This window comes from Streptomyces sp. DH41 (assembly GCF_029813785.1).
Lineage (GTDB): Bacteria > Actinomycetota > Actinomycetes > Streptomycetales > Streptomycetaceae > Streptomyces.
Genome location: NZ_JARVKY010000036.1, coordinates 22823 through 41912, shown reverse-complemented (window position 1 = coordinate 41912; position 19090 = coordinate 22823). Strand labels below are relative to the sequence as shown.

Here is a 19090-nt window from a genome sequence, read left to right as displayed (position 1 = left end):
GATGGACGGTCGTCGACGCAATCCGTATGAACTGACCGAGGACACCCCGGTCTACGTCATCTCGGTGGCGGCCCAGCTCTCCGGCCTGCACCCGCAGACCCTGCGCCAGTACGACCGCCTCGGCCTGGTCTCCCCGGACCGCACCGCCGGCCGCGGCCGGCGCTACTCGGCCCGCGACATCGACCTGCTCCGCACGGTGCAGCAGCTGTCGCAGGACGAGGGCATCAACCTGGCCGGAATCAAGCGCATCATCGAACTGGAGAACCAGGTCGCCGCCCTCCAGGCCCGCATGGCCGAGCTGCAGGACGCCCTCGACGGCGCGGCCACGGCGATGCGCCAGCGCGAGGCGGCGGTGCACGCCTCGTACCGCCGCGACCTGGTTCCGTACCAGGAGGTACAGCAGACCAGCGCCCTGGTGGTGTGGCGGCCCAAGCGGCACGGTCAGTCCCCCGACTGACCGGCCGCACAAGGCAGAACGGCGACGACAGGCCCGGAGATTCGACCGAACCTCCGGGCCTGTTCGCAACGGTGCTGTCTCATTGGTCTAGTACTTCTTGACGATTTAGTGAAGACAGCGTTGGCTTCCTTCACCTGGGTCACCACAACGCCCGTGTGTCGGAAGGTAAGTGCAGTGAACAGCCGTGCCCGTCGTATCGCCATATCCGTGGCCGCGTCCATGATGACCCTTTCGCTGGCCGCCTGTGGCGTGCTGGGCGCGTCGGAGAGCAGTGACGAGGCAAGCCCGACCAAGGGCAACGACATCACTGTGGGCCTGCTGCTCCCGGAGAAGGAGAACACGCGGTACGAGCACTTCGACTACCCGTTCTTCAAGGCGAAGGTCGCCGAGCTCACGCGTGAGCAGGGCGACGTCAAGTACGCCAACGCCGAGGGGAAGGCCTCGAAGCAGGCCGCCCAGATGCAGCAGATGATCGACGACAAGGTCGACGTGATCGTCCTGGACGCGGTCGACGCGAAGTCCATCAGTACCAGCGTGCAGAACGCCGACGACGCCGGCATCCCGGTCATCGCCTACGACCGGCTGGCCGAGGGTCCGGTCGACGCCTACATCTCCTTCGACAACGAGCTGGTCGGCGAGGTCCAGGGCCGCTCCCTCATCGAGGCGCTCGGCGAAGGCGCCGACAGCTCCGACAAGATCGTCATGATGAACGGCTCGTCCACCGACCCGAACGCCAAGCAGTTCAAGGCGGGTGCGCTGGCCGAGCTGAACGGCAAGGTGACGATCGCCCAGTCCTTCGACACCAAGGACTGGAAGGCGCAGAACGCCGAGGCGAACATGATCGAGGCGATCGAGAAGGTCGGCCTGAAGAACATCGCGGGCGTCTACTCCGCCAACGACAGCATGGCGGGCGGCATCATCAAGGCCCTGGAGGACGCGGGCGCCACCGACCTGCCGCCGATCACCGGCCAGGACGCGGAACTCACGGCGGTGCAGCGGATCGTCGCCGGCGAGCAGTACATGAGCGTGTACAAGTCCTACCCGCAGGAGGCCGAGAGCGCCGCGGAGATGGCCGTGGCGCGGATCCAGGGCCGGGACATCCAGTTCGACGCGCTCGCCCGCGAGAAGGTCGACAGCCCCACCCACAAGGGCATCCCCGCGCAGCTCGTCCCGGTCGTCGCCCTGACCCAGGACAACATCGAGCAGACCGTCGTCGCGGACGGCTTCTACAAGGTCTCCGACATCTGCACCGCCAAGTACGCGGAGGAGTGCGCGGAGATCGGGCTGAAGTAGTCCCGGACCGGGCCCGGCACACCATCCCGGGCATACCGGTGGCAACCAACATTTTTCAGCCGTTGCCCCGTGCGGAGCCGTGTTGCGGACCCGGTCCCGGCCGCGCATAGTTGCGCTGCGGAAAGAGCCGGAACCGGGGGTGGGATGGGCGATGGCCGGGCACGGGGCGGATGAGCATCCACACGGTGCCGACCGGCTGTGCGCGGCCGGGGACCGCGTGTACTCCCGGGCCGTACGGCGCGGCCGGTTGCCCCGCCGGGACGCGGACTCGGTGCCCTGCCTGCTGGAGCTGGCCCTGCTGCACCCCGACCCCGACGACATGGACTGGCTGGTGCCGACCTCCCCGCAGGAGGTCATGACCCGCCTGCTGCGCGGGGTCCACGACGAGGTCAGCGCCAGTCAGCGGCGGGTGGGTTCCGCGGTGGAGGCCTTCGAGTGGTACGCGGGCCTCGGCCGGCAGATCCAGACGGTGGCCGGTGCCGAGGGCACGGCGATCCGGGTCCTGGACGGCCTGGCCCGCATCCAGGCGGCGATGGACGAGGCGACGCAGGCGTGTACGACGGAGGTGCTGACCGTCCAGCCCGGCGGCATCCGGCGTGAGCACGAGCTGTCGGAGGGGCTGCACCGGGCGCTGGCGCTGCGCGGGCGCGGGGTGCGGATGCGGGACCTGTACACACACGTCGCCCGGCACGGACAGGGCCTGCTCAACTACCTGGAGCTGATGGGCGACACGGTGGAGGCCCGCACCCTCGACGAGGTCATCGACCGCCTCATCCTCTTCGACCGCACGGTGGCCTTCGTCCCCGCCAACACCGAGCGCACGATGGCCCTGGAGCTACGGCATCCCGCTCTGGTCGCCTACCTGGTCACGGTCTTCGAACGCCTTTGGCGCCTGGCGATCCCCCTGACCGTCCCGCTTCCCGACACCGGCATCGAGGGCATCTCCCACCGCGAGCAGTCCATCGCGGCGCTGCTGGCGGAGGGCCACCAGGACGCGGTGATCGCGGAACGGCTCGGCATAAGTGTCCGCACGGCCCGCGCCCACATCGCCCGCCTCTCGGAGACCCTGGGCGCGACCAGCCGCACGCAGTTGGGGGTGCGCATCGCCCAAGCGGGCCTGGACGGCTCCCCGCGCGGCACGGCGCCGGCCGCCCCCGTCAGGGTTCCTGGTCCAGAATCCCCGACTGCCCGATGAGGTAGCCGAGTTGTGCTCGGCTTTCGCTGCCTAGGGTGGCGGCGAGTTTGGCGATGTGGACGCGGGCGGTGCGGACGTTCATGCCGAGGCGGTCGGCGATGTCGGTGTCGGTGTGGCCTTCGATGAGGAGGGCGGCTATGGCGCGTTGGCGGGGGGTGATGCCGTTGAGGGTGGGCTGGCGGACGGCTTGGGGGTGCATGGGGGTGGCGAGGTGCCAGAGGCGGTCGAAGGTGTTGATGAAGTAGGCGACGAGGGCGGGGTGGCGGACTTCGAGGGCGAGGGTGCGGTCGGCGCTGGCGGGGATGAAGGCGACCGTGCGGTCGACGATGATGAGGCGCTCGGTCACTTCGTCGAGGGTGCGGGCCTCCACGTCGCCCGTCAGGCGCTCGTAGCGCCCGATGATCAGAGGGGCATGGCGCACGGTGTGCTGGTACAGAGCGCGAACACGACCACCGCCGTCGATGAACGCCTGGTCCCTTTGCATGGCTGCTTCGTGGTAGTGGAAAGGCCCGGTGATGAGACCGTCGTGCGGTTGGATGGTCAGGAGTTGCTCTGTGCCCTCGGCCATGGCCTCGGTGATGGCCAGGCCCGCTCGCTCCTTGCTGTTGAGGAGTCTGAGGGGCGGAGTTTCCTTGCTCGCAGTGGCTGGCCCTTCGAGCCGTATGAGGGGTTCGAAGGCGTCGGCGAGGCGCTCGCCGCGGCGACGTTCACCGACGATGCGCTCATCTGAGGAGCGAAGCAGGCGTTGCAGTGCGACAGTTGGCGGCACGGGTTCCAGTCTGCGTAGGTCCTCGATGGAGGGGTGGAGTATGCCGTTGTCGACCAGGCAGGGCGTGGATGTTGCCTCGGCACCGGACACATACCCTTCACGCAGTGCGCGGGCATAGAGGTCCAGGCCTGCCTGGCACAACTCCTCTGGTCCGTGGTGGTGTACCTCTGCTGTCACGCGGGCCCTCCTCCTCGGGGCTCAGTGGTCCTGCTTCAGGATTCCCGACTGCGCGATGAGGTAGCCGAGCTGGGCGCGGCTTCCACTGCCCAGGGCCTGGGCGAGTTTGGCTATGTGTGCCCGGCAGGTGCGCACGTTCATGCCGAGGCGGCGGGCTATGGCCTCGTCCACGTGGCCTTCCACCAGGAGCTTCGCGATTGAATGCTGGATCTCCGTGATACCACCCGAGTCTGCTTCGTAGGGAGCGCCGGCGCTCAGCGGCACGGCGCGGTTCCATATGAACTCGAAGACCCGCACCAGGTACTGAACGAGGCCGGGATGCCGGAGCTCCAGGGCGACCTGCCGGTCCTCGCGGACGGGAATGAAGGCCACGCTCTCGTCGCAGATGATGAGCCGCTCCACGAGTTCGTCGATGGTGCGGTACTCCACCTTCCCGTCCGTGAACTGATCCGCGTAGGCGAGTCTGTCCGGGCTGTGCCGGGCGGTGTGCTGGTAGAGGGTGCGGATCCGTACGCCCCGTTCGATCAGGGGTCTGTCTCGCTCCAGTCCCTCCAGCAGCCGGTTCTCGGGGCGCCGGTGGCTGCTTGGCTGAACCGTGAGTACCTCTGTGTGGCACTGTGCTGTTGCCAGGTCGAGTGCCGCGTTGATGCGATCGAGGCCTTCCAGGACCGTGATGGAGTGAGCAGGGCTCGTTTCCTGGGCGCTGATGTCCATGAACGGCTCGAACAGTTCGGCCAAGGCTACGGACTGTCGCCGCTGCGCGGTGATCTTACGTTCGATCGGATTGAGCCGTTGGGCCAGCGCTACCGACGGCGGCACCGGTCGCATCCACTCGTCGTCGTCGGGATCGAGGTGCAGCAGTGCCAGGTCCAGCAGGCAAGAAACGGGTTCGACGTCGCCCCTGAGTACCCGACCAGCCCTGAGAGCGTCTGCGTAGAGGCGGCGTCCCTCTGCGCACAACTCGGATGGCGAATGGGGATGCTCCGGATTAGTCCCTTTTGTCACTGAATATCCACCCCCCAGGGTCCTGAACATGCAGGAACATGATGCACCGATTGTGTGGCCATGACGTGCCTGAATGAGCCATCGTCTTATCGGACGGGGGAACGAGGGACCATCAAGTGAGGACGAAGCCGACTATGCGTATGAGAATGCTTCGCTCGGTGCTTGTTGCTGCCTTCTCCACCGTTGTGGCCTTCGGTGCGCTGGCCAGCCTCTCCGGTGGGACGAGCGGCGAGCACGAGCCGGGTGGTGCTTACTCGGCGGCGGTTGCGGTAACGGGTGGCGAGCCCGTGGCTCTACCGGCCGACACCGTGTGGGACTGATCGCGATGACCACACCACCCGACGACCGCTCCTTCCGGCGCGAGATGGCCACCGCCTACCGCTCCGGCTGGCACTTCATCGACCTGGTCACCGCGATCCCCCACTCCGGTGACTCCCTGATGGTGACCGTCTTCGGCGAGCCGGTCGTCGTCACGCTGGACGAGGACGGCGACGTACGCGCCTACCGGTGTCTGCGGCGGCCTCGGGGGGCGCCGCAGCCCGTGCGGTGTGCCATCCGGTACGGAATGATCTTTGTGAACCTGGACCAGAGGGACCACCGGCTCGCGCAGCCGGAGATCCCCGAAGTGAGGACCATCTCAGCCACCCCCCGCAGTGCCTGACGCGATTCCCCCGTCGCAACAGATCGCTCAGGTGCTTCCCCCCGGCAGCGGCGTCACCGTGACCTGAACACGGTGACGCCGCTGTCGTTTGCGGTGACATTTCGGAGTACCACCCTTTACTTCCCCGTCGCCGGCCTGGCTGGAAATCCTCTCGCGTCGCGTGGGCACCCACAGAGGGGAGCGCGGTGGTCGCGCGGTGGCAAGCCGTGCCCGCGTTTCTTCCTTGAGTGGAATAGACTCAACTTTGTGTACGTTGTCTGAGTCAGCACAGGGAGACACGGCCGACCGCCGACGGCCGACGCGAGGAGGGAAGCCAGAACGTGGACGCCGAGCTGACCAACCGGAGCCGGGACGCGATCAACGCGGCCAGCAACCGGGCCGTGACCGAGGGGAACGCCGACCTCACCCCCGCCCATCTGCTCCTGGCCCTGCTCCAGGGGCAGGACAACGAGAACATCACCGATCTGCTCGCCGCCGTGGAGGCCGACCTCGCCGCCGTGCGCTCCGGCGCCGAGCGCATCGTCGCAGGGCTGCCCAGCGTGACGGGGTCCACGGTCGCGCCGCCGCAGCCCAGTCGTGAGATGCTCGCCGTGGTCGCCGACGCCCAGGCCCGCGCCAAGGATCTCGGGGACGAGTACCTCTCCACCGAGCACCTGCTCCTCGGCATCGCCGCGAAGGGCGGCGCGGCCGGTGAGGTACTGGAGGGGCAGGGTGCCAGTGCGAAGAAGTTGCAAGAGGCCTTCCGCAAGGCCAGGGGAGGGCGTCGAGTGACCACCGCCGACCCCGAGGGGCAGTACAAGGCGCTGGAGAAGTTCGGCACCGACTTCACCGCCGCGGCCCGGGAGGGCAAGCTCGATCCCGTCATCGGGCGGGACCAGGAGATCCGGCGCGTCGTGCAGGTGCTGTCCCGCCGCACCAAGAACAACCCCGTCCTCATCGGCGAGCCCGGCGTCGGCAAGACCGCCGTGGTCGAGGGGCTCGCCCAGCGCATCGTCAAGGGGGACGTGCCCGAGTCCCTCAAGAACAAGCGGCTGGTCGCGCTGGACCTCGGGGCGATGGTCGCCGGGGCCAAGTACCGTGGCGAGTTCGAGGAGCGGCTGAAGACCGTCCTCGCCGAGATCAAGGACTCCGACGGGCAGATCATCACCTTCATCGACGAGCTGCACACCGTCGTGGGGGCCGGGGCCGGCGGCGACTCCGCCATGGACGCCGGGAACATGCTCAAGCCCATGCTCGCGCGCGGTGAGCTGCGCATGGTGGGTGCCACGACGCTGGACGAGTACCGGGAGCGGATCGAGAAGGATCCCGCCCTGGAGCGGCGCTTCCAGCAGGTACTGGTCGCCGAGCCGACCGTCGAGGATTCGATCGCGATCCTGCGCGGGCTCAAGGGACGGTACGAGGCGCACCACAAGGTGCAGATCGCGGACAGCGCGCTGGTGGCCGCCGCCACCCTGTCCGACCGGTACATCACCTCCCGCTTCCTGCCCGACAAGGCCATCGACCTCGTCGACGAGGCGGCCTCGCGGCTGCGCATGGAGATCGACTCGTCCCCCGTCGAGATCGACGAACTCCAGCGCGCCGTCGACCGGCTCAAGATGGAGGAGCTGGCGATCGGCAAGGAGACCGACGCCGCGTCGCTCGAACGCCTGGAGCGGCTGCGCCGCGACCTCGCCGACAAGGAGGAGGAGCTGCGCGGCCTCACCGCCCGCTGGGAGAAGGAGAAGCAGTCCCTCAACCGCGTCGGCGAGCTGAAGGAGAAGCTCGACGAACTGCGCGGGCAGGCCGAACGCGCCCAGCGCGACGGCGACTTCGACACCGCCTCCAAGCTCCTGTACGGCGAGATCCCGACCCTGGAACGTGACCTGGAGGCCGCTTCCGAGGCCGAGGAAGAGGTCGCGAAGGACACCATGGTCAAGGAGGAGGTCGGCGCCGACGACATCGCCGACGTCGTCGCCTCCTGGACCGGAATCCCCGCCGGGCGGCTGCTGGAGGGCGAGACGCAGAAGCTGCTGCGGATGGAGGACGAGCTGGGCAAACGGCTCATCGGGCAGAAGGAGGCCGTGGGGGCGGTCTCCGACGCCGTGCGCCGCAGCCGCGCCGGGATCGCCGATCCGGACCGGCCCACCGGGTCCTTCCTCTTCCTCGGCCCGACCGGCGTCGGCAAGACCGAGCTGGCCAAGGCGCTCGCCGACTTCCTCTTCGACGACGAGCGGGCCATGGTCCGCATCGACATGTCGGAGTACAGCGAGAAGCACAGCGTCGCCCGGCTGGTCGGTGCCCCGCCCGGATACGTCGGGTACGAGGAGGGCGGCCAGCTGACCGAGGCCGTGCGGCGGCGCCCGTACACCGTCGTGCTGCTCGACGAGGTCGAGAAGGCGCACCCCGAGGTCTTCGACATCCTGCTCCAGGTGCTGGACGACGGGCGCCTCACCGACGGCCAGGGCCGCACCGTCGACTTCCGCAACACCATCCTGGTCCTCACCTCCAACCTCGGCAGTCAGTACCTGGTCGACCCGACGACCGGCGAGGCGGAGAAGAAGCAGCGGGTCCTGGAGGTGGTCCGGGCGTCCTTCAAGCCGGAGTTCCTCAACCGGCTGGACGACCTGGTCGTCTTCTCGGCGCTGTCCGAGGAGGAGCTGAGCCGGATCGCGCGGCTCCAGATCGGCGCCCTGGCCCGGCGCCTCGCCGAGCGCCGGCTCACGCTGGAGGTCACCGACGAGGCCCTGGCCTGGCTGGCGGAGGAGGGCAACGACCCGGCGTACGGCGCCCGGCCGCTGCGCCGCCTCGTGCAGACCGCGATCGGCGACCGGCTCGCCCGGGAGATCCTCTCCGGCGAGATCAAGGACGGCGACACGGTCCGCGTGGACCGTGTCGGCGACGACCTGATCGTGGGACCGGCGAGCGGCAAGACGCTCTAGCCCCGACGTGACGCACGGCCCGCCGCCCGCCCTCCCCGGTGGGTGGCGGGCCGTCGTGCGTCACGTCGTGAACGCCGCGAACCGCACCAGTGCCGTCCGGGCGTCGTCCTCGTACACGACCCGCACCTCCACGGCATGGGCCCGCACACCGTCCGGCAGGCCCCGTGCGTAGCCCAGATCCAGACACAGGTCGACGGCGTCCCCCGCGCAGAACTCCGTCTCCGGTGCCGGGGCGTCCGGGTAGGTGTGCGCCAGCCAGGCCTGGACACCCGTGCGCGGCATGCGGAAGGACGCGCCGTAGTGAGTGTCCTGGAAACCCTGAAGCGTGCACTTTCCGACGGGCCGGGCGCCGTCCGGCAGGGCGGCGCCGCCGAACGCGAGCGCCTCGGAGCAGGGGACGTGGTCGGAATTCCGGCCACCGCCCGGGTCGTCCTCGTCAGCCAGGACGACGCCCACGAGAACGAGGAGCAAGGGGAGCAGAACGAGCACCGGCAGTGTCACGAGCGCCGCGAAAAGCCACCACCTGGTCCGTCCCCGCGGCACCACTTCGCCGCCTTCGGGCACCACCGCCGCGTTCCGGGTCCGCCTCACGTACCCGCCTCCGTCCGCCGTACGTCCACCCGACCGGCCGGATCATGTCAGCCCAGGGCTGACAGGGCCACGGCGGGCTTGCCACGCCCCTCCCCGCATGGGAGAGGATGGCCAGATCCGTACGAAGGGAAATTCACGGTGACCATCGACCCGTCCTCGATTCCGAACTTCGGGGGCAAGCAGCCCGAGCCGCAGTCCCAAGGACCGGCGGGCCCCGTCGTCCCGGATCAGGATCTTGTGAAGCAGCTCCTCGAACAGATGGAGCTGAAGTACGTCGTCGACGACGAGGGTGACCTCGCGGCGCCGTGGGAGCAGTTCCGTACGTACTTCATGTTCCGCGGCGAGGGGGACCAGCAGGTCTTCTCGGTGCGGACGTTCTACGACCGGCCCCACCAGATCGACGAGAAGCCCCAGCTGCTGGAGTCGATCGACGACTGGAACCGGCGCACCCTGTGGCCCAAGGTGTACTCCCACACCCACGACGACGGCACGGTCCGCCTGATCGGCGAAGCCCAGATGCTGATCGGCATGGGCGTCAGCCTGGAGCACTTCGTCTCCTCGACGGTCAGCTGGGTCCGGGCCGCCATCGAGTTCGACCGGTGGCTCGTGGAGCAGCTCGGCCTGGAGCAGGAGGTCAACGAGTCGGACAAGCCGACGGACGAGGACGGCGAATAGTCCGCCCTGCGTGAGGAGAGCCCGGCCGGGCGCCGACCCACCGAGGTCGTGTGCCGGGGCCGGGCTCTCGCCGTTCCGGCCCCCGGCCCATGCCCCCCTCCCTTTCCCCCTCTCGACCCCCCCGGCTCATCCGGTCAGGGTTTTCAGCCGCCGTACGGCCTCCTCGAGTACGGAGTTCCGCTTGCAGAACGCGAACCGGACGAAGGGGGCGCCCGCCTCCCGGTGGTCGTAGAAGACCGCGTTGGGGACGGCGACGACCCCGGCGCGTTCCGGCAGGGTGCGGCAGAAGGCGAAGCCGTCGCTCTCGCCGAGCGGGCGGATGTCGGTGGTGACGAAGTACGTTCCGGCGGGGCGGTAGACGCCGAAGCCCGCCTCTTCCAGGCCCGTCGCCAGCAGGTCCCGCTTGGCCCGCATGTCCTCGCGGTAGGCGGCGAAGTACGAGTCGGGCAGCGCGAGGGCCTCGGCGACCGCGTACTGGAAGGGCCCGGAGGCCACGTACGTCAGGTACTGCTTGGCCGAGCGGACCGCCGTGACCAGTGCGGGCGCGGCGGTGATCCAGCCGACCTTCCAGCCCGTGAAGGAGTACGTCTTGCCCGCTGACCCGATGGTCACCGTGCGCTCGCGCATCCCCGGGAAGGACGCGAGCGGGATGTGCTCGGCCGTGTCGAAGACCAGGTGCTCGTAGACCTCGTCGGTCACCACCAGCAGGTCCCGCTCGACGGCCAGCTCGGCGATCGCGGCCAGTTCGTCACGGGTCAGGACCGTGCCCGTCGGGTTGTGCGGGGTGTTCAGCAGCAGCAGTCGGGTGCGGTCGGTGATCGCGTCGCGCAGCTCGTCGAGGTCCAGCCGGAAGGCCGCCCGCCCGTCCGTGGTCCCCGGGCGCAGGGTCACCGGTACGCGGGTGCCGCCCGCCATCGCGACGCAGGCCGCGTACGAGTCGTAGTACGGCTCCAGCGCGACGACCTCGTCGCCGGGCTCCAGCAGGGCGAGCAGGGAGGCGGCGATGGCCTCCGTGGCTCCGGCGGTGACCAGGACCTCGGTGTCCGGGTCGTAGGACAGGCCGTACCGGCGGTGCTGGTGGGCGGCGACGGCGGTGCGCAGCTCCGGGACGCCGGGGCCCGGCGGGTACTGGTTGCCGCGTCCGTCGCGCAGTGCCCGTACGGCGGCCTCCCGGATCTCCTCGGGACCGTCGGTGTCGGGGAAGCCCTGGCCCAGGTTGATCGCCCCGGTCTTCACGGCCAGGGCGGACATCTCGGCGAAGATCGTCGTCCCGAACTCGGCGAGCCGGCGGTTGAGGAAGGGGCGGGCGCTGGAGCTCTTGGGGGTCATGCCGGTCATCCTGCGCCGAAGCTCTGGAGTTCCTCAACTCTGCTTTGGGGCGTGGCGGCGAGGGGCATCTCCCGTTCACGCGATGAGCTTCACCGAGCTTCGACAAGGTCACATCGAGCTCGGTGTCGAGCTTCGTACAGAGAGCGGGGCGCCCAACGGGGGGTTGCTTCGGGGGACTCCGGGTGCGAGCCCGGGAAGTGGAAGGAGGGTGACGCCATGGTCACCGGCATCATCCTGATCGTGTTCGCCGCCCTGGTGATCGGAGCGCTGCTGAACGGAGCGCGGAGGTCCGGCGCGCGGAGCGGTCCGTCCGCGGGCCGCAAGCGGGGCCGGCACTCGTGGTCGTCGGGCGGCGGTGACAGCTCGAACAGTTGGTGGGCCGGCGGGGGAGACGGTGGTTCGTCCTCCGACGGGCACCACTCGGGCCATTCCTGCGGAGGCGGCTCGTCCTGCGGGGGTGGAGGCGGCGGCGGATGCGGTGGAGGCAGCTGACACGGGGCAGCTGAGCTCCCGCGGGGGGAACCGCATCCCCGTCGCGGGGCCCGCTCCTGGGGCGGGCCCGCGTCCCACACGAGCGCCCGCCGGGAAGCACACCCGGTGGGCGCTCTCACGCACCGGCGCGCGCTGTTCGGGCGGGGTGTGCGCTCTGGTTGAACAGTTGAGCTGTGGAGCCCCCTGAGGGATGGAAACCCCACGAAGTTGGGTAAAAACACTGTGGCGGTGCCACAGTTCATGATTCCCTCTCCATCACCAACGCAGCTCCTCGGACGACCTGTTGACCCCCCTCCTGACCGGCCGACTGGGCTGAGCGGGCCGCATCCCCGGCAGTGGCCGGGATGCGCAGGCCCCACACCTTCCTCTCCTTGTGTGCTTGCGGAGCCGATCCATGCTCACGACCCTGAAAACCGCCTACACCGACACGCGCGCGGCCGACCTGGCCTGGGCCCTGGGGCGCGAGCCGCTGCCCGCGCTCGCCAGTCTCGATCTCGAACTGACTGGCGCCAAAATGCAGTTGAGACTCCTGGGGGCCTCACACCAAGTCCTGCTCGAGGAGGAGCAGGGCAGCTGTTCGGAGACAGTGGCGTGCATTCCCGGCAGCAGTACCCCCCTCCCGCTGGGCGTCGCCAAGCGGGTGGGCGACTGGGAGTACGAGTTCGCCGCCCGCGTCGAGGTGCTGACGCCGGGCTCCTTCGCCGGGCGCGCCCAGGAGCTGCTGGCTCTGGTCGCCGATCACCCGCAGGGGCTGGCCGGCGTTTTCCCCGGCAGCCCGCACGCCTTCACCGCGCTGCTGGCCCAGCGCTGCGAGGGGCAGGTGCAATGGCGGACCTGGCACGCCTACCCGCAGGACGGCCACCTGGTGGCGACCCGCACCCGGGTGGGTGTCCGGGTGCCGACGTCGCAGCTCAGCCCGTCCGGGGTGTGAGTGGGCGCGTCGCGGTCCCGGGCGGGATAAACCTGCGGTGTCCAACGGAACGCCAGTTTCACACGTGTGGGTGACGAAGCGCAGTGCGGGAGTGACGTAACGTCACCTCGTGATCGAACCGCACGCGCCTGCCCTGCCCGGCTCACCGCCGTCCTGGGGCGACTCCGGCGGCTCCGGTGGCCCCCCGGGCCCCTCCGGTGATCCTCCGGAAGGGCCGGGGGCGCCGGCGCGGCTTCCCGTCCGGCCGGCCACCGGGCGGTTCCTGGTCCTGGCGGGCGTGTTCGTCTGTGCGGCCTGCGGGCTCGTGTACGAACTCGAACTCGTCGCCCTCGCCTCTTACCTGATCGGTGACTCGGTCACCCAGGCGTCCGTCGTCCTGTCCGTCATGGTCTTCGCCATGGGTCTCGGCTCGCTCGCCGCCAAACGGCTGCGCCGGTTCGCGGCGGCCGGGTTCGGCGCGGTCGAGGCCGTCCTCGCCCTCGTCGGCGGCTCCAGCGCGATGGTGCTGTACGCCGTCTTCGCCTGGACCGGCGGCTGGGGCGGTCTGTGGGCCGACGGCCCGCGCTTCCTCCTGGTCGCCTTCTCACTCGCCATCGGCGTGCTGATCGGCGCCGAGGTGCCGCTGCTGATGGAGCTGATCCAGCGCGTTCGCCGCCAGGACGCCGGCGGTGCCGTCGCCGACCTGTTCGCCGCGGACTACGTCGGCGCGCTCGTCGGTGGCCTCGCCTTCCCGTTCGTGCTGCTGCCCTTCCTCGGTCAGCTGACCGGCGCGCTGCTCACCGGTACCGTCAACGCGGTCGTCGGCGCCGCCCTGGTCCTCGGACTGTTCCGGCGGGACATGACCCGCCGGGCCCGCTGGCTGCTGCTGGCCGCCAACGTCGTCGTGCTCGCGCTCCTCGCCACGGCGACCGTCCTCGCCGACGACTTCGAGCGCGCCGCCCGGCACGCGGTGTACGGCCAGGACGTCCGTGTGGCCGTCCAGACCGACGTGCAGGAAGTGGTCCTGACCGGCGACACCGACGGGCGGCCCCTCGACCTGTTCCTGGACGGCCGGCTGAGGGTCAGCGGCAGCGACGAGCGGCGCTACCACGAGGCCCTGGTGCACCCCGTGATGAGCGGCCCGCACGCGCGCGTACTGATCCTCGGCGGTGGCGACGGCCTCGCCGCGCGTGAGGTGCTGCGCCACCCGGACGTGCGCCGCGTCGACGTCGTCGAGATCGATCCCGGGCTGGCCCGGCTGGCCCGGCAGGACCCCGGGCTGTCCGCGCTGAACGAGCACGCCTACGGCGATCCGCGCACCCACGTCACCACGGCGGATGCCTTCCGCCGGCTGCGCTCGACACCCACCGCGGGGTACGACGTGGTGATCTCGGACCTGCCCGACCCGGGCATCACGGCCAGCACGAAGCTGTACTCGCAGGAGTTCTACGGCCTGCTCCGGCGGCTGCTCGCCCCCGGCGGGCGGCTGGTCGTGCACGCCGGCCCGGTGGTCGCACGCCCCCGGGCCTTCTGGACGGTGGACGCGACGCTCCGCGCGGCCGGTCTGCGGACCGCCCCCTACCGCGTCGACGCCCGGGACACCGGCTTCGCGCCGGGCCCCGACCGCACGGCCGCCACCTCGCACGCCCCCCGGGACTGGGGCTTCCTCCTGGCAGCCCGCAGGTCCCCCGTGCTGCGCCTCGACCCGACGGCCCCCCGCCCGCAGACCCTCACGTCCCCGACTCTGGCCCAGGACGCCCGCTCCGCGTCCCGCACCCGGATCACCGGCCTGCCGCCGTCGACGCTGGTGCATCCGCGGTACTGAGCGCGCCGGGGAGAGAGGCGAGAGGGGGGGTGAGAGGGCGAAGGGCGCCCCCGCGCCCCGCGCCCCCCGGCACGGGCCGCCGCCCCACCCCGTACGACCCCCGTGTGAGCCCCGACAACGGGCCCCGTGCGGCGGCCCGGCCCTCCCCCGGGTACGGGACGGGCCGCCACACCCCCCTGCGGATCGTTCGCACCGAGAACCTATGGCCGCCCCGGCCGCCCCGGAATCCCGCAGTGGGTGGATACGGGACCCAACCCAGCGCGGTAGGCGCCCGGTTCCTGCAACTTCCGCGGTACGGCGGAAGGATGACGCCGCCGCCGGGCGGACGGACTTACGCTGCCGCAATGCGCCCGCACCTCCTGGCGGCCGACGGCCTGATCGCCGCGGCGCTGACGACCGTGGCCGTCCTGCTCGGTACCGAGGCCGTCGCCCAGGGGTGGCCCGCGCTCGATCCGCTCGCCTGGACGCTCGTCGCCCTGCTGAACCTCCCGCTCGCTTTGCGCACCCGGGCCCCCGTCACCGTCTGCCTCGCCGTGCACGCCTGCTGGGCGGTCTACGTCACCCTCGACTACTGGCCCGTGGTCGGCTCGTTCGGTCCCATGCTCGCCGTCTACACCGTCGCCTCCCTGCGCCCCACCCGTACCGCCGCCGCGTGCGCCGCCCTGCTCGCCGGTGTCTGGGTCTACGCCGGGGTGATCAGCGACGCCGAGGCGATGGCGTCGGTCGTGGGGCAGGCCGTGGGCTTCCCACTGGTGCTGTGGCGCTTCGGGTACGTCGCCCGCCGGACCGGCGAACTCACCCGGCAGCTCCGTGCCGAACAGGCCGACCGGGCCCGCCGCGAGGTCGCCGGGGAACGCGTCCGGATCGCCCGTGAGCTGCACGACGTGGTCGCCCACCACATCGCCGTCATCAACGTCCAGGCCGGACTGGCCCGCTTCGTCTTCCACTCCGACGCCCCCACCGCACGCGGCGCCCTGGACACCATCGAGGGTGCCAGCGGCGAGGCCCTGGCCGAACTGCGCCGCATGCTCGGCCTGTTGCGTGCCGACGGTGTCCAGGGCGCGGTCGGTGCCCCCGCTCCCGGTCTCGACCAGCTGGACGAGATGGTCACCCGGGTGCGTTCCGGCGGCGTGGGGGTGGAGCTACGTGTCACCGGCGCACCGAGGCTCCTGCCGCCCGGCGTCCAGCTGTGCGTCTACCGGGTCGTGCAGGAGGCCCTCACCAACGTGCTCAAGCATGCGCCGGGGGCGTGCGCCACCGTCGAGCTCGCCTACCGTGCGGGCGAGGTGGCTGTGTCGGTGACCGACGACGGCTCGGGAGGAAGTGCCCGCGAGGGAGTTCGGGAGGGGGCGGATTCGGCCACAATTCCCGAGCGCGGTGGCCATGGCTTGATCGGAATGCGGGAGCGGGCCAAGCTCTACGGCGGGACGATCGCCGTCGGCCCGCGCAGCGAGGGGGGTTTCGGCGTGCGCCTGACCCTGCCGACGCCGGTACAGACCGCACGCCGGGGAGACGCCGTCAGGGAATGACCGACGCAGACCGCCCGACGGACCGGCCGGGGGAGCGCCCGCTGGACGGGCCGCACGACGACCCGATAAGGCTGCTCGTCGTCGACGACCAGTTCCTCGTCCGCAGCGGACTGGCCACGCTGCTGCGCGCGGCCCCGGGCATGGAGGTCGTCGGTGAGGCGGCCGACGGTGGTGAAGCGGTGGCGCTGGCCGCGCGGACCCGGCCGGACGTCGTCCTGATGGACATCCGTATGCCCGGCATGACCGGTATCGAGGCCACCGAGCGGATCCTCGCCGAGGCGGTGGACCCGGCGCCCCGCGTCCTGGTCCTGACCACTTTCGACCTGGACGAGTACGTGTACGGCGCCCTGCGCGCCGGGGCCTCCGGCTTCCTGCTCAAGGACGCCGGCCCCGAACGGCTGCTGGCCGCGGTCACCGCGGTGCACGGGGGTGACGCGCTGTTCGCTCCCGCGGTCACCCGGCGCCTGGTGGAGGCGTTCACGCAGATGTCGGACACGCGGCGGCCGGCGCCGTCGGACGCCGGCCCGCCGCCCGGGCTGACGACGCTGACCACCCGCGAAGCCGAGGTCCTGGAACTGGTGGCCCGCGGCCTGAGCAACGCCGATGCCGCCGACCGCCTGTTCATCAGTGAAGCCACGGTGAAGACCCACCTCAACCGCACGATGACCAAGCTGGGCCTGACCAGCAGGGCGCAGGCGGTGGTGGTGGCGTACGAGTCGGGACTGGTGACGCCGGGCGCAATGGGAGGGGCTGGCGATACGGGAGGGGCAGGAGACACAGGAGGCATGGGAGGCCGCGGGTGACTTTGCTCGGCCGGGGGGTGTAGCGGGCGCCCGCTGGGTAGGCTGCGCTGACATGGAGCATGAGGTGTTCGTTCCGGTTCCGGCCGAGCGGCTCAGGGACGTGCTGGCCGACCCCGTCCGGGTCGCCCGGGCGGTTCCGGGGCTCCAGCAGGACGCCGGGGCCGAGCCCGTCGCGGGACGGCTGAAGGTGCGTATCGGCAGTCACTCCATCACCTACCGGGGTGTTCTGCGCCTGTCCGCCCGGGAGGACGGGGCGTACGCCGTCGAAGGCGACGCCACCGAGTCGCGCGGCACCGGCACGGTCACGCTCGCTCTCACCCTGCGCGTGCGGGATGCCGACGGCGGCTCCACCCTCGCGTTCACCGGGACGGCCACCGGGGACGGGCGCGTCACGGAGCTGCCGGAGGAGTCGGTGACGTCGGCCACGGCCCGGCTGCTGACCCGGTTCGCTGAGAACCTGGGCACGGCGGCGGAGGAGCCGAAGGAACGGCCCGCCGCGGACACGGAACCGCAGCGCACCTCGATCTTCGACACCGAGGTCCCTCCGCCCTCCCTCACGGACACGGACACGGATATGGACGAGGGCGTCGGGGACGAGCCGGCTGTCCCGGCAGCCCCGGATGCCCCGGGTACTCCAGGAGCCCCAGGCGCCCCGGGACCGCCCGATGCCCCCGCCGCCCCCGCCGCCCCCGAAGCCCCCGAGCCCCCCGCCGAGGCCGCGCACGCGCGCCGCACGATGATCGGCCGCAGCGCCGAGGAGGTGGACCACGCTCCGCCGCGTGGCCGGTACGCGCCTGTCCCCGCGCCCCAGACGAGCGCGGTCGGTGCCCCCCTGCGCTGGGCCGCCCCCGCGGCGGCGCTGATCGTGGCGTCGGCGATCGTGTTGGGCCGCGCGCTGCGCAGACGCCACTGAACAGCCGTCGCAGTCGTCGGACCGAACCGCTTCCGAACCCGGCCGGGTGGGGCGCCCTTGATCACCCCAGTAGGGTCATGGGGTGAGTAACGAACCCATCACGCTGACCGCGGGTGACGCGGAGGCGACCGTGCTGCCGGGCAACGGCGGCCGGATCGGCGGGCTGCGCGTCGGCGGCACGGAACTGCTCCGTCAGGGCGAGCGGTACGGCTGCTTCCCGATGGTCCCCTGGTGCGGCCGGATCCGCGAGGGCCGCTTCCGGGACGGCGCCGCCGTCCGCCAGATGCCGCTCAACTCCCCGCCGCACGCCATCCACGGCACCGCCCGCGACGCCGCCTGGCACACCGCCCGTGTCACCGGGGACGAGGCCGTCATCACGTACGACCTGACCGACCCCTGGCCCTACACCGGCCGTGTCACCCAGGTGATCGCGCTCGCCGAGGACGCTCTGACGCTGACAATGGCCGTGGAGACGTACGACTCGTCCTTCCCGGCGCAGATCGGCTGGCACCCGTGGTTCAACCGGACCCTGGGCGGCGAGGACGGCGCGGGTGTGGCGATCGCCTTCGACCCCGCCTGGCAGGAGGAGCGCGGCGACGACCACCTGCCCACCGGCGACCGCGTCGAGCCGAAGCCGGGCCCCTGGGACGACTGCTTCGGCATGCCGGACGGTGTCGACGTCACCCTCACCTGGCCCCAGCGGCTGGAACTGAGGGTGACCAGCCCGGAGCAGTGGGCCGTCGTCTACGACGAGCAGGAGGCCGCCGTCTGTGTGGAGCCGCAGACCGGCCCGCCCAACGGCCTGAACACCCTCCCGCGCCTGGTCACGCCCCTGGAGCCGCTGGAGGCCACGACGACCTGGAGCTGGCGGCGCCTTTAAGCTGACGTACATGACGGATGTACGCGCGGCGCTGCTGCAGCAGATCAAGGACAAGGCCGTGGTGCACGGCAAGGTGACCCTCTCCTCGGGTCTCGAGGCCGACTACTACGTCGACCTGCGCCGCATCACCCTGGACGGCGAGGCCGCGCCGCTGGTCGGGCAGGTGCTGCTGGACCTGACCGCCGACCTGGACTTCGACGCGGTGGGCGGGCTGACCATGGGCGCCGACCCGGTCGCCGCGAGCATGCTGCACGCGGCCGCCGCGCGGGGCCGCAAGCTGGACGCCTTCGTCGTCCGCAAGGCCGCCAAGGCGCACGGTCTGCAGCGGCGCGTCGAGGGTCCGGACATCAGGGGCCGCCGCGTCCTGGTCGTCGAGGACACCTCCACCACCGGCGGCTCGCCGCTGACCGCCGTCGAGGCCGTGCGCGAGGCCGGTGCGGAGGTCGTGGCCGTGGCGACGATCGTCGACCGGGCGACGGGCGCCGCCGAGAAGATCCAGGAGGGCGCCGGGGTGCCGTACCGGTACGCGTACGACAAGGACGAGCTGGGCCTGGACTGAGGCGGCCCCGGGGCCGGGACGGACGTCCACTCGGAGTATCCCGCGTCGTCTGGAAGGATGGGGCCGACGATGACGTCGCCCCCCAGGTCTAGGTCAGGGCCGTAAGCAC

The 19090-nt window shown here is 71.0% G+C and carries 17 protein-coding genes; 13 read left to right on the top strand and 4 right to left on the bottom strand.

The window, feature by feature from the left end:
* The first annotated feature begins 1 nt into the window (after nt 1).
* The 3 genes from QC283_RS36400 to QC283_RS36390 all read left to right on the top strand — a co-directional run bounded on the left by QC283_RS36400 (nt 2) and on the right by QC283_RS36390 (nt 2945).
* Nucleotides 2-457 carry a heat shock protein transcriptional repressor HspR gene (locus QC283_RS36400; RefSeq protein ID WP_279566068.1) on the top strand — a complete coding sequence of 152 codons (456 nt, stop codon included), beginning with the start codon at nt 2-4 and terminating at the stop codon, nt 455-457.
* Between the two features lie 174 nt (nt 458-631).
* Nucleotides 632-1750: a sugar ABC transporter substrate-binding protein gene (locus tag QC283_RS36395; RefSeq protein ID WP_279566067.1), complete on the top strand. Its 1119-nt coding sequence runs from the start codon at nt 632-634 to the stop codon at nt 1748-1750.
* A 151-nt stretch (nt 1751-1901) separates the two neighbouring features.
* The gene (locus QC283_RS36390; protein ID WP_279566066.1) at nt 1902-2945 is read left to right on the top strand and encodes a helix-turn-helix transcriptional regulator; all 1044 of its coding nucleotides are present in this window, start codon (nt 1902-1904) and stop codon (nt 2943-2945) included.
* Here QC283_RS36390 and QC283_RS36385 read toward each other — a convergent pair.
* Nucleotides 2908-3891 carry a helix-turn-helix transcriptional regulator gene (locus tag QC283_RS36385; protein ID WP_279566065.1) on the bottom strand — a complete coding sequence of 328 codons (984 nt, stop codon included), beginning with the start codon at nt 3889-3891 and terminating at the stop codon, nt 2908-2910. The two genes, QC283_RS36390 and QC283_RS36385, sit on opposite strands and share 38 nt — an antisense overlap.
* Before the next feature lie 21 nt (nt 3892-3912).
* Complete coding sequence (locus QC283_RS36380) at nt 3913-4926, bottom strand: helix-turn-helix transcriptional regulator (RefSeq protein ID WP_279566064.1); 1014 nt, start codon at nt 4924-4926, stop codon at nt 3913-3915.
* A 295-nt stretch (nt 4927-5221) separates the two neighbouring features.
* On the opposite strand from QC283_RS36380, the gene QC283_RS36375 reads away from it, so the two are divergent.
* Nucleotides 5222-5557, top strand: coding sequence for a hypothetical protein (locus QC283_RS36375; protein WP_279566063.1), 336 nt, complete (start codon nt 5222-5224; stop codon nt 5555-5557).
* 320 nt (nt 5558-5877) lie between these two features.
* Nucleotides 5878-8475, top strand: a complete 2598-nt coding sequence (gene clpB, locus QC283_RS36370) for an ATP-dependent chaperone ClpB (protein ID WP_279566062.1) — start codon at nt 5878-5880, stop codon at nt 8473-8475.
* A 60-nt stretch (nt 8476-8535) separates the two neighbouring features.
* Here clpB and QC283_RS36365 read toward each other — a convergent pair whose 3' ends face one another.
* Complete coding sequence (locus QC283_RS36365; protein WP_279566061.1) at nt 8536-9066, bottom strand: hypothetical protein; 531 nt, start codon at nt 9064-9066, stop codon at nt 8536-8538.
* A gap of 138 nt (nt 9067-9204) precedes the next feature.
* Between QC283_RS36365 and QC283_RS36360 the strand changes: the two genes are divergently transcribed.
* Nucleotides 9205-9741, top strand: coding sequence for a YbjN domain-containing protein (locus tag QC283_RS36360; protein WP_279566060.1), 537 nt, complete (start codon nt 9205-9207; stop codon nt 9739-9741).
* A gap of 126 nt (nt 9742-9867) precedes the next feature.
* Here QC283_RS36360 and QC283_RS36355 read toward each other — a convergent pair whose 3' ends face one another.
* Nucleotides 9868-11070, bottom strand: coding sequence for a pyridoxal phosphate-dependent aminotransferase (locus QC283_RS36355; RefSeq protein WP_279566059.1), 1203 nt, complete (start codon nt 11068-11070; stop codon nt 9868-9870).
* A gap of 886 nt (nt 11071-11956) precedes the next feature.
* On the opposite strand from QC283_RS36355, the gene QC283_RS36350 reads away from it, so the two are divergent.
* The 7 genes from QC283_RS36350 to pyrE all read left to right on the top strand — a co-directional run bounded on the left by QC283_RS36350 (nt 11957) and on the right by pyrE (nt 18981).
* Nucleotides 11957-12493: a DUF2617 family protein gene (locus tag QC283_RS36350; RefSeq protein ID WP_279566058.1), complete on the top strand. Its 537-nt coding sequence runs from the start codon at nt 11957-11959 to the stop codon at nt 12491-12493.
* A 109-nt stretch (nt 12494-12602) separates the two neighbouring features.
* A complete protein-coding gene (locus QC283_RS36345) occupies nt 12603-14297 on the top strand; it encodes a polyamine aminopropyltransferase (protein ID WP_279566057.1) in 1695 nt (564 codons plus the stop codon).
* 344 nt (nt 14298-14641) lie between these two features.
* Nucleotides 14642-15826, top strand: a complete 1185-nt coding sequence (locus QC283_RS36340; protein WP_279566056.1) for a sensor histidine kinase — start codon at nt 14642-14644, stop codon at nt 15824-15826.
* On the top strand, nt 15823-16629 hold the full coding sequence (locus tag QC283_RS36335) for a response regulator transcription factor (protein ID WP_279566055.1): 807 nt from the start codon (nt 15823-15825) through the stop codon (nt 16627-16629). Before QC283_RS36340 ends, QC283_RS36335 begins: the two co-directional genes overlap by 4 nt.
* 52 nt (nt 16630-16681) lie before the next feature.
* On the top strand, nt 16682-17542 hold the full coding sequence (locus QC283_RS36330; RefSeq protein WP_279566054.1) for an SRPBCC domain-containing protein: 861 nt from the start codon (nt 16682-16684) through the stop codon (nt 17540-17542).
* An 82-nt stretch (nt 17543-17624) separates the two neighbouring features.
* On the top strand, nt 17625-18422 hold the full coding sequence (locus QC283_RS36325; protein WP_279566053.1) for an aldose epimerase family protein: 798 nt from the start codon (nt 17625-17627) through the stop codon (nt 18420-18422).
* Between the two features lie 10 nt (nt 18423-18432).
* Entirely contained in the window at nt 18433-18981 is a 549-nt protein-coding gene (gene pyrE, locus QC283_RS36320) for an orotate phosphoribosyltransferase (RefSeq protein WP_279566052.1), read from the top strand.
* Nucleotides 18982-19090: the final 109 nt, after the last annotated feature.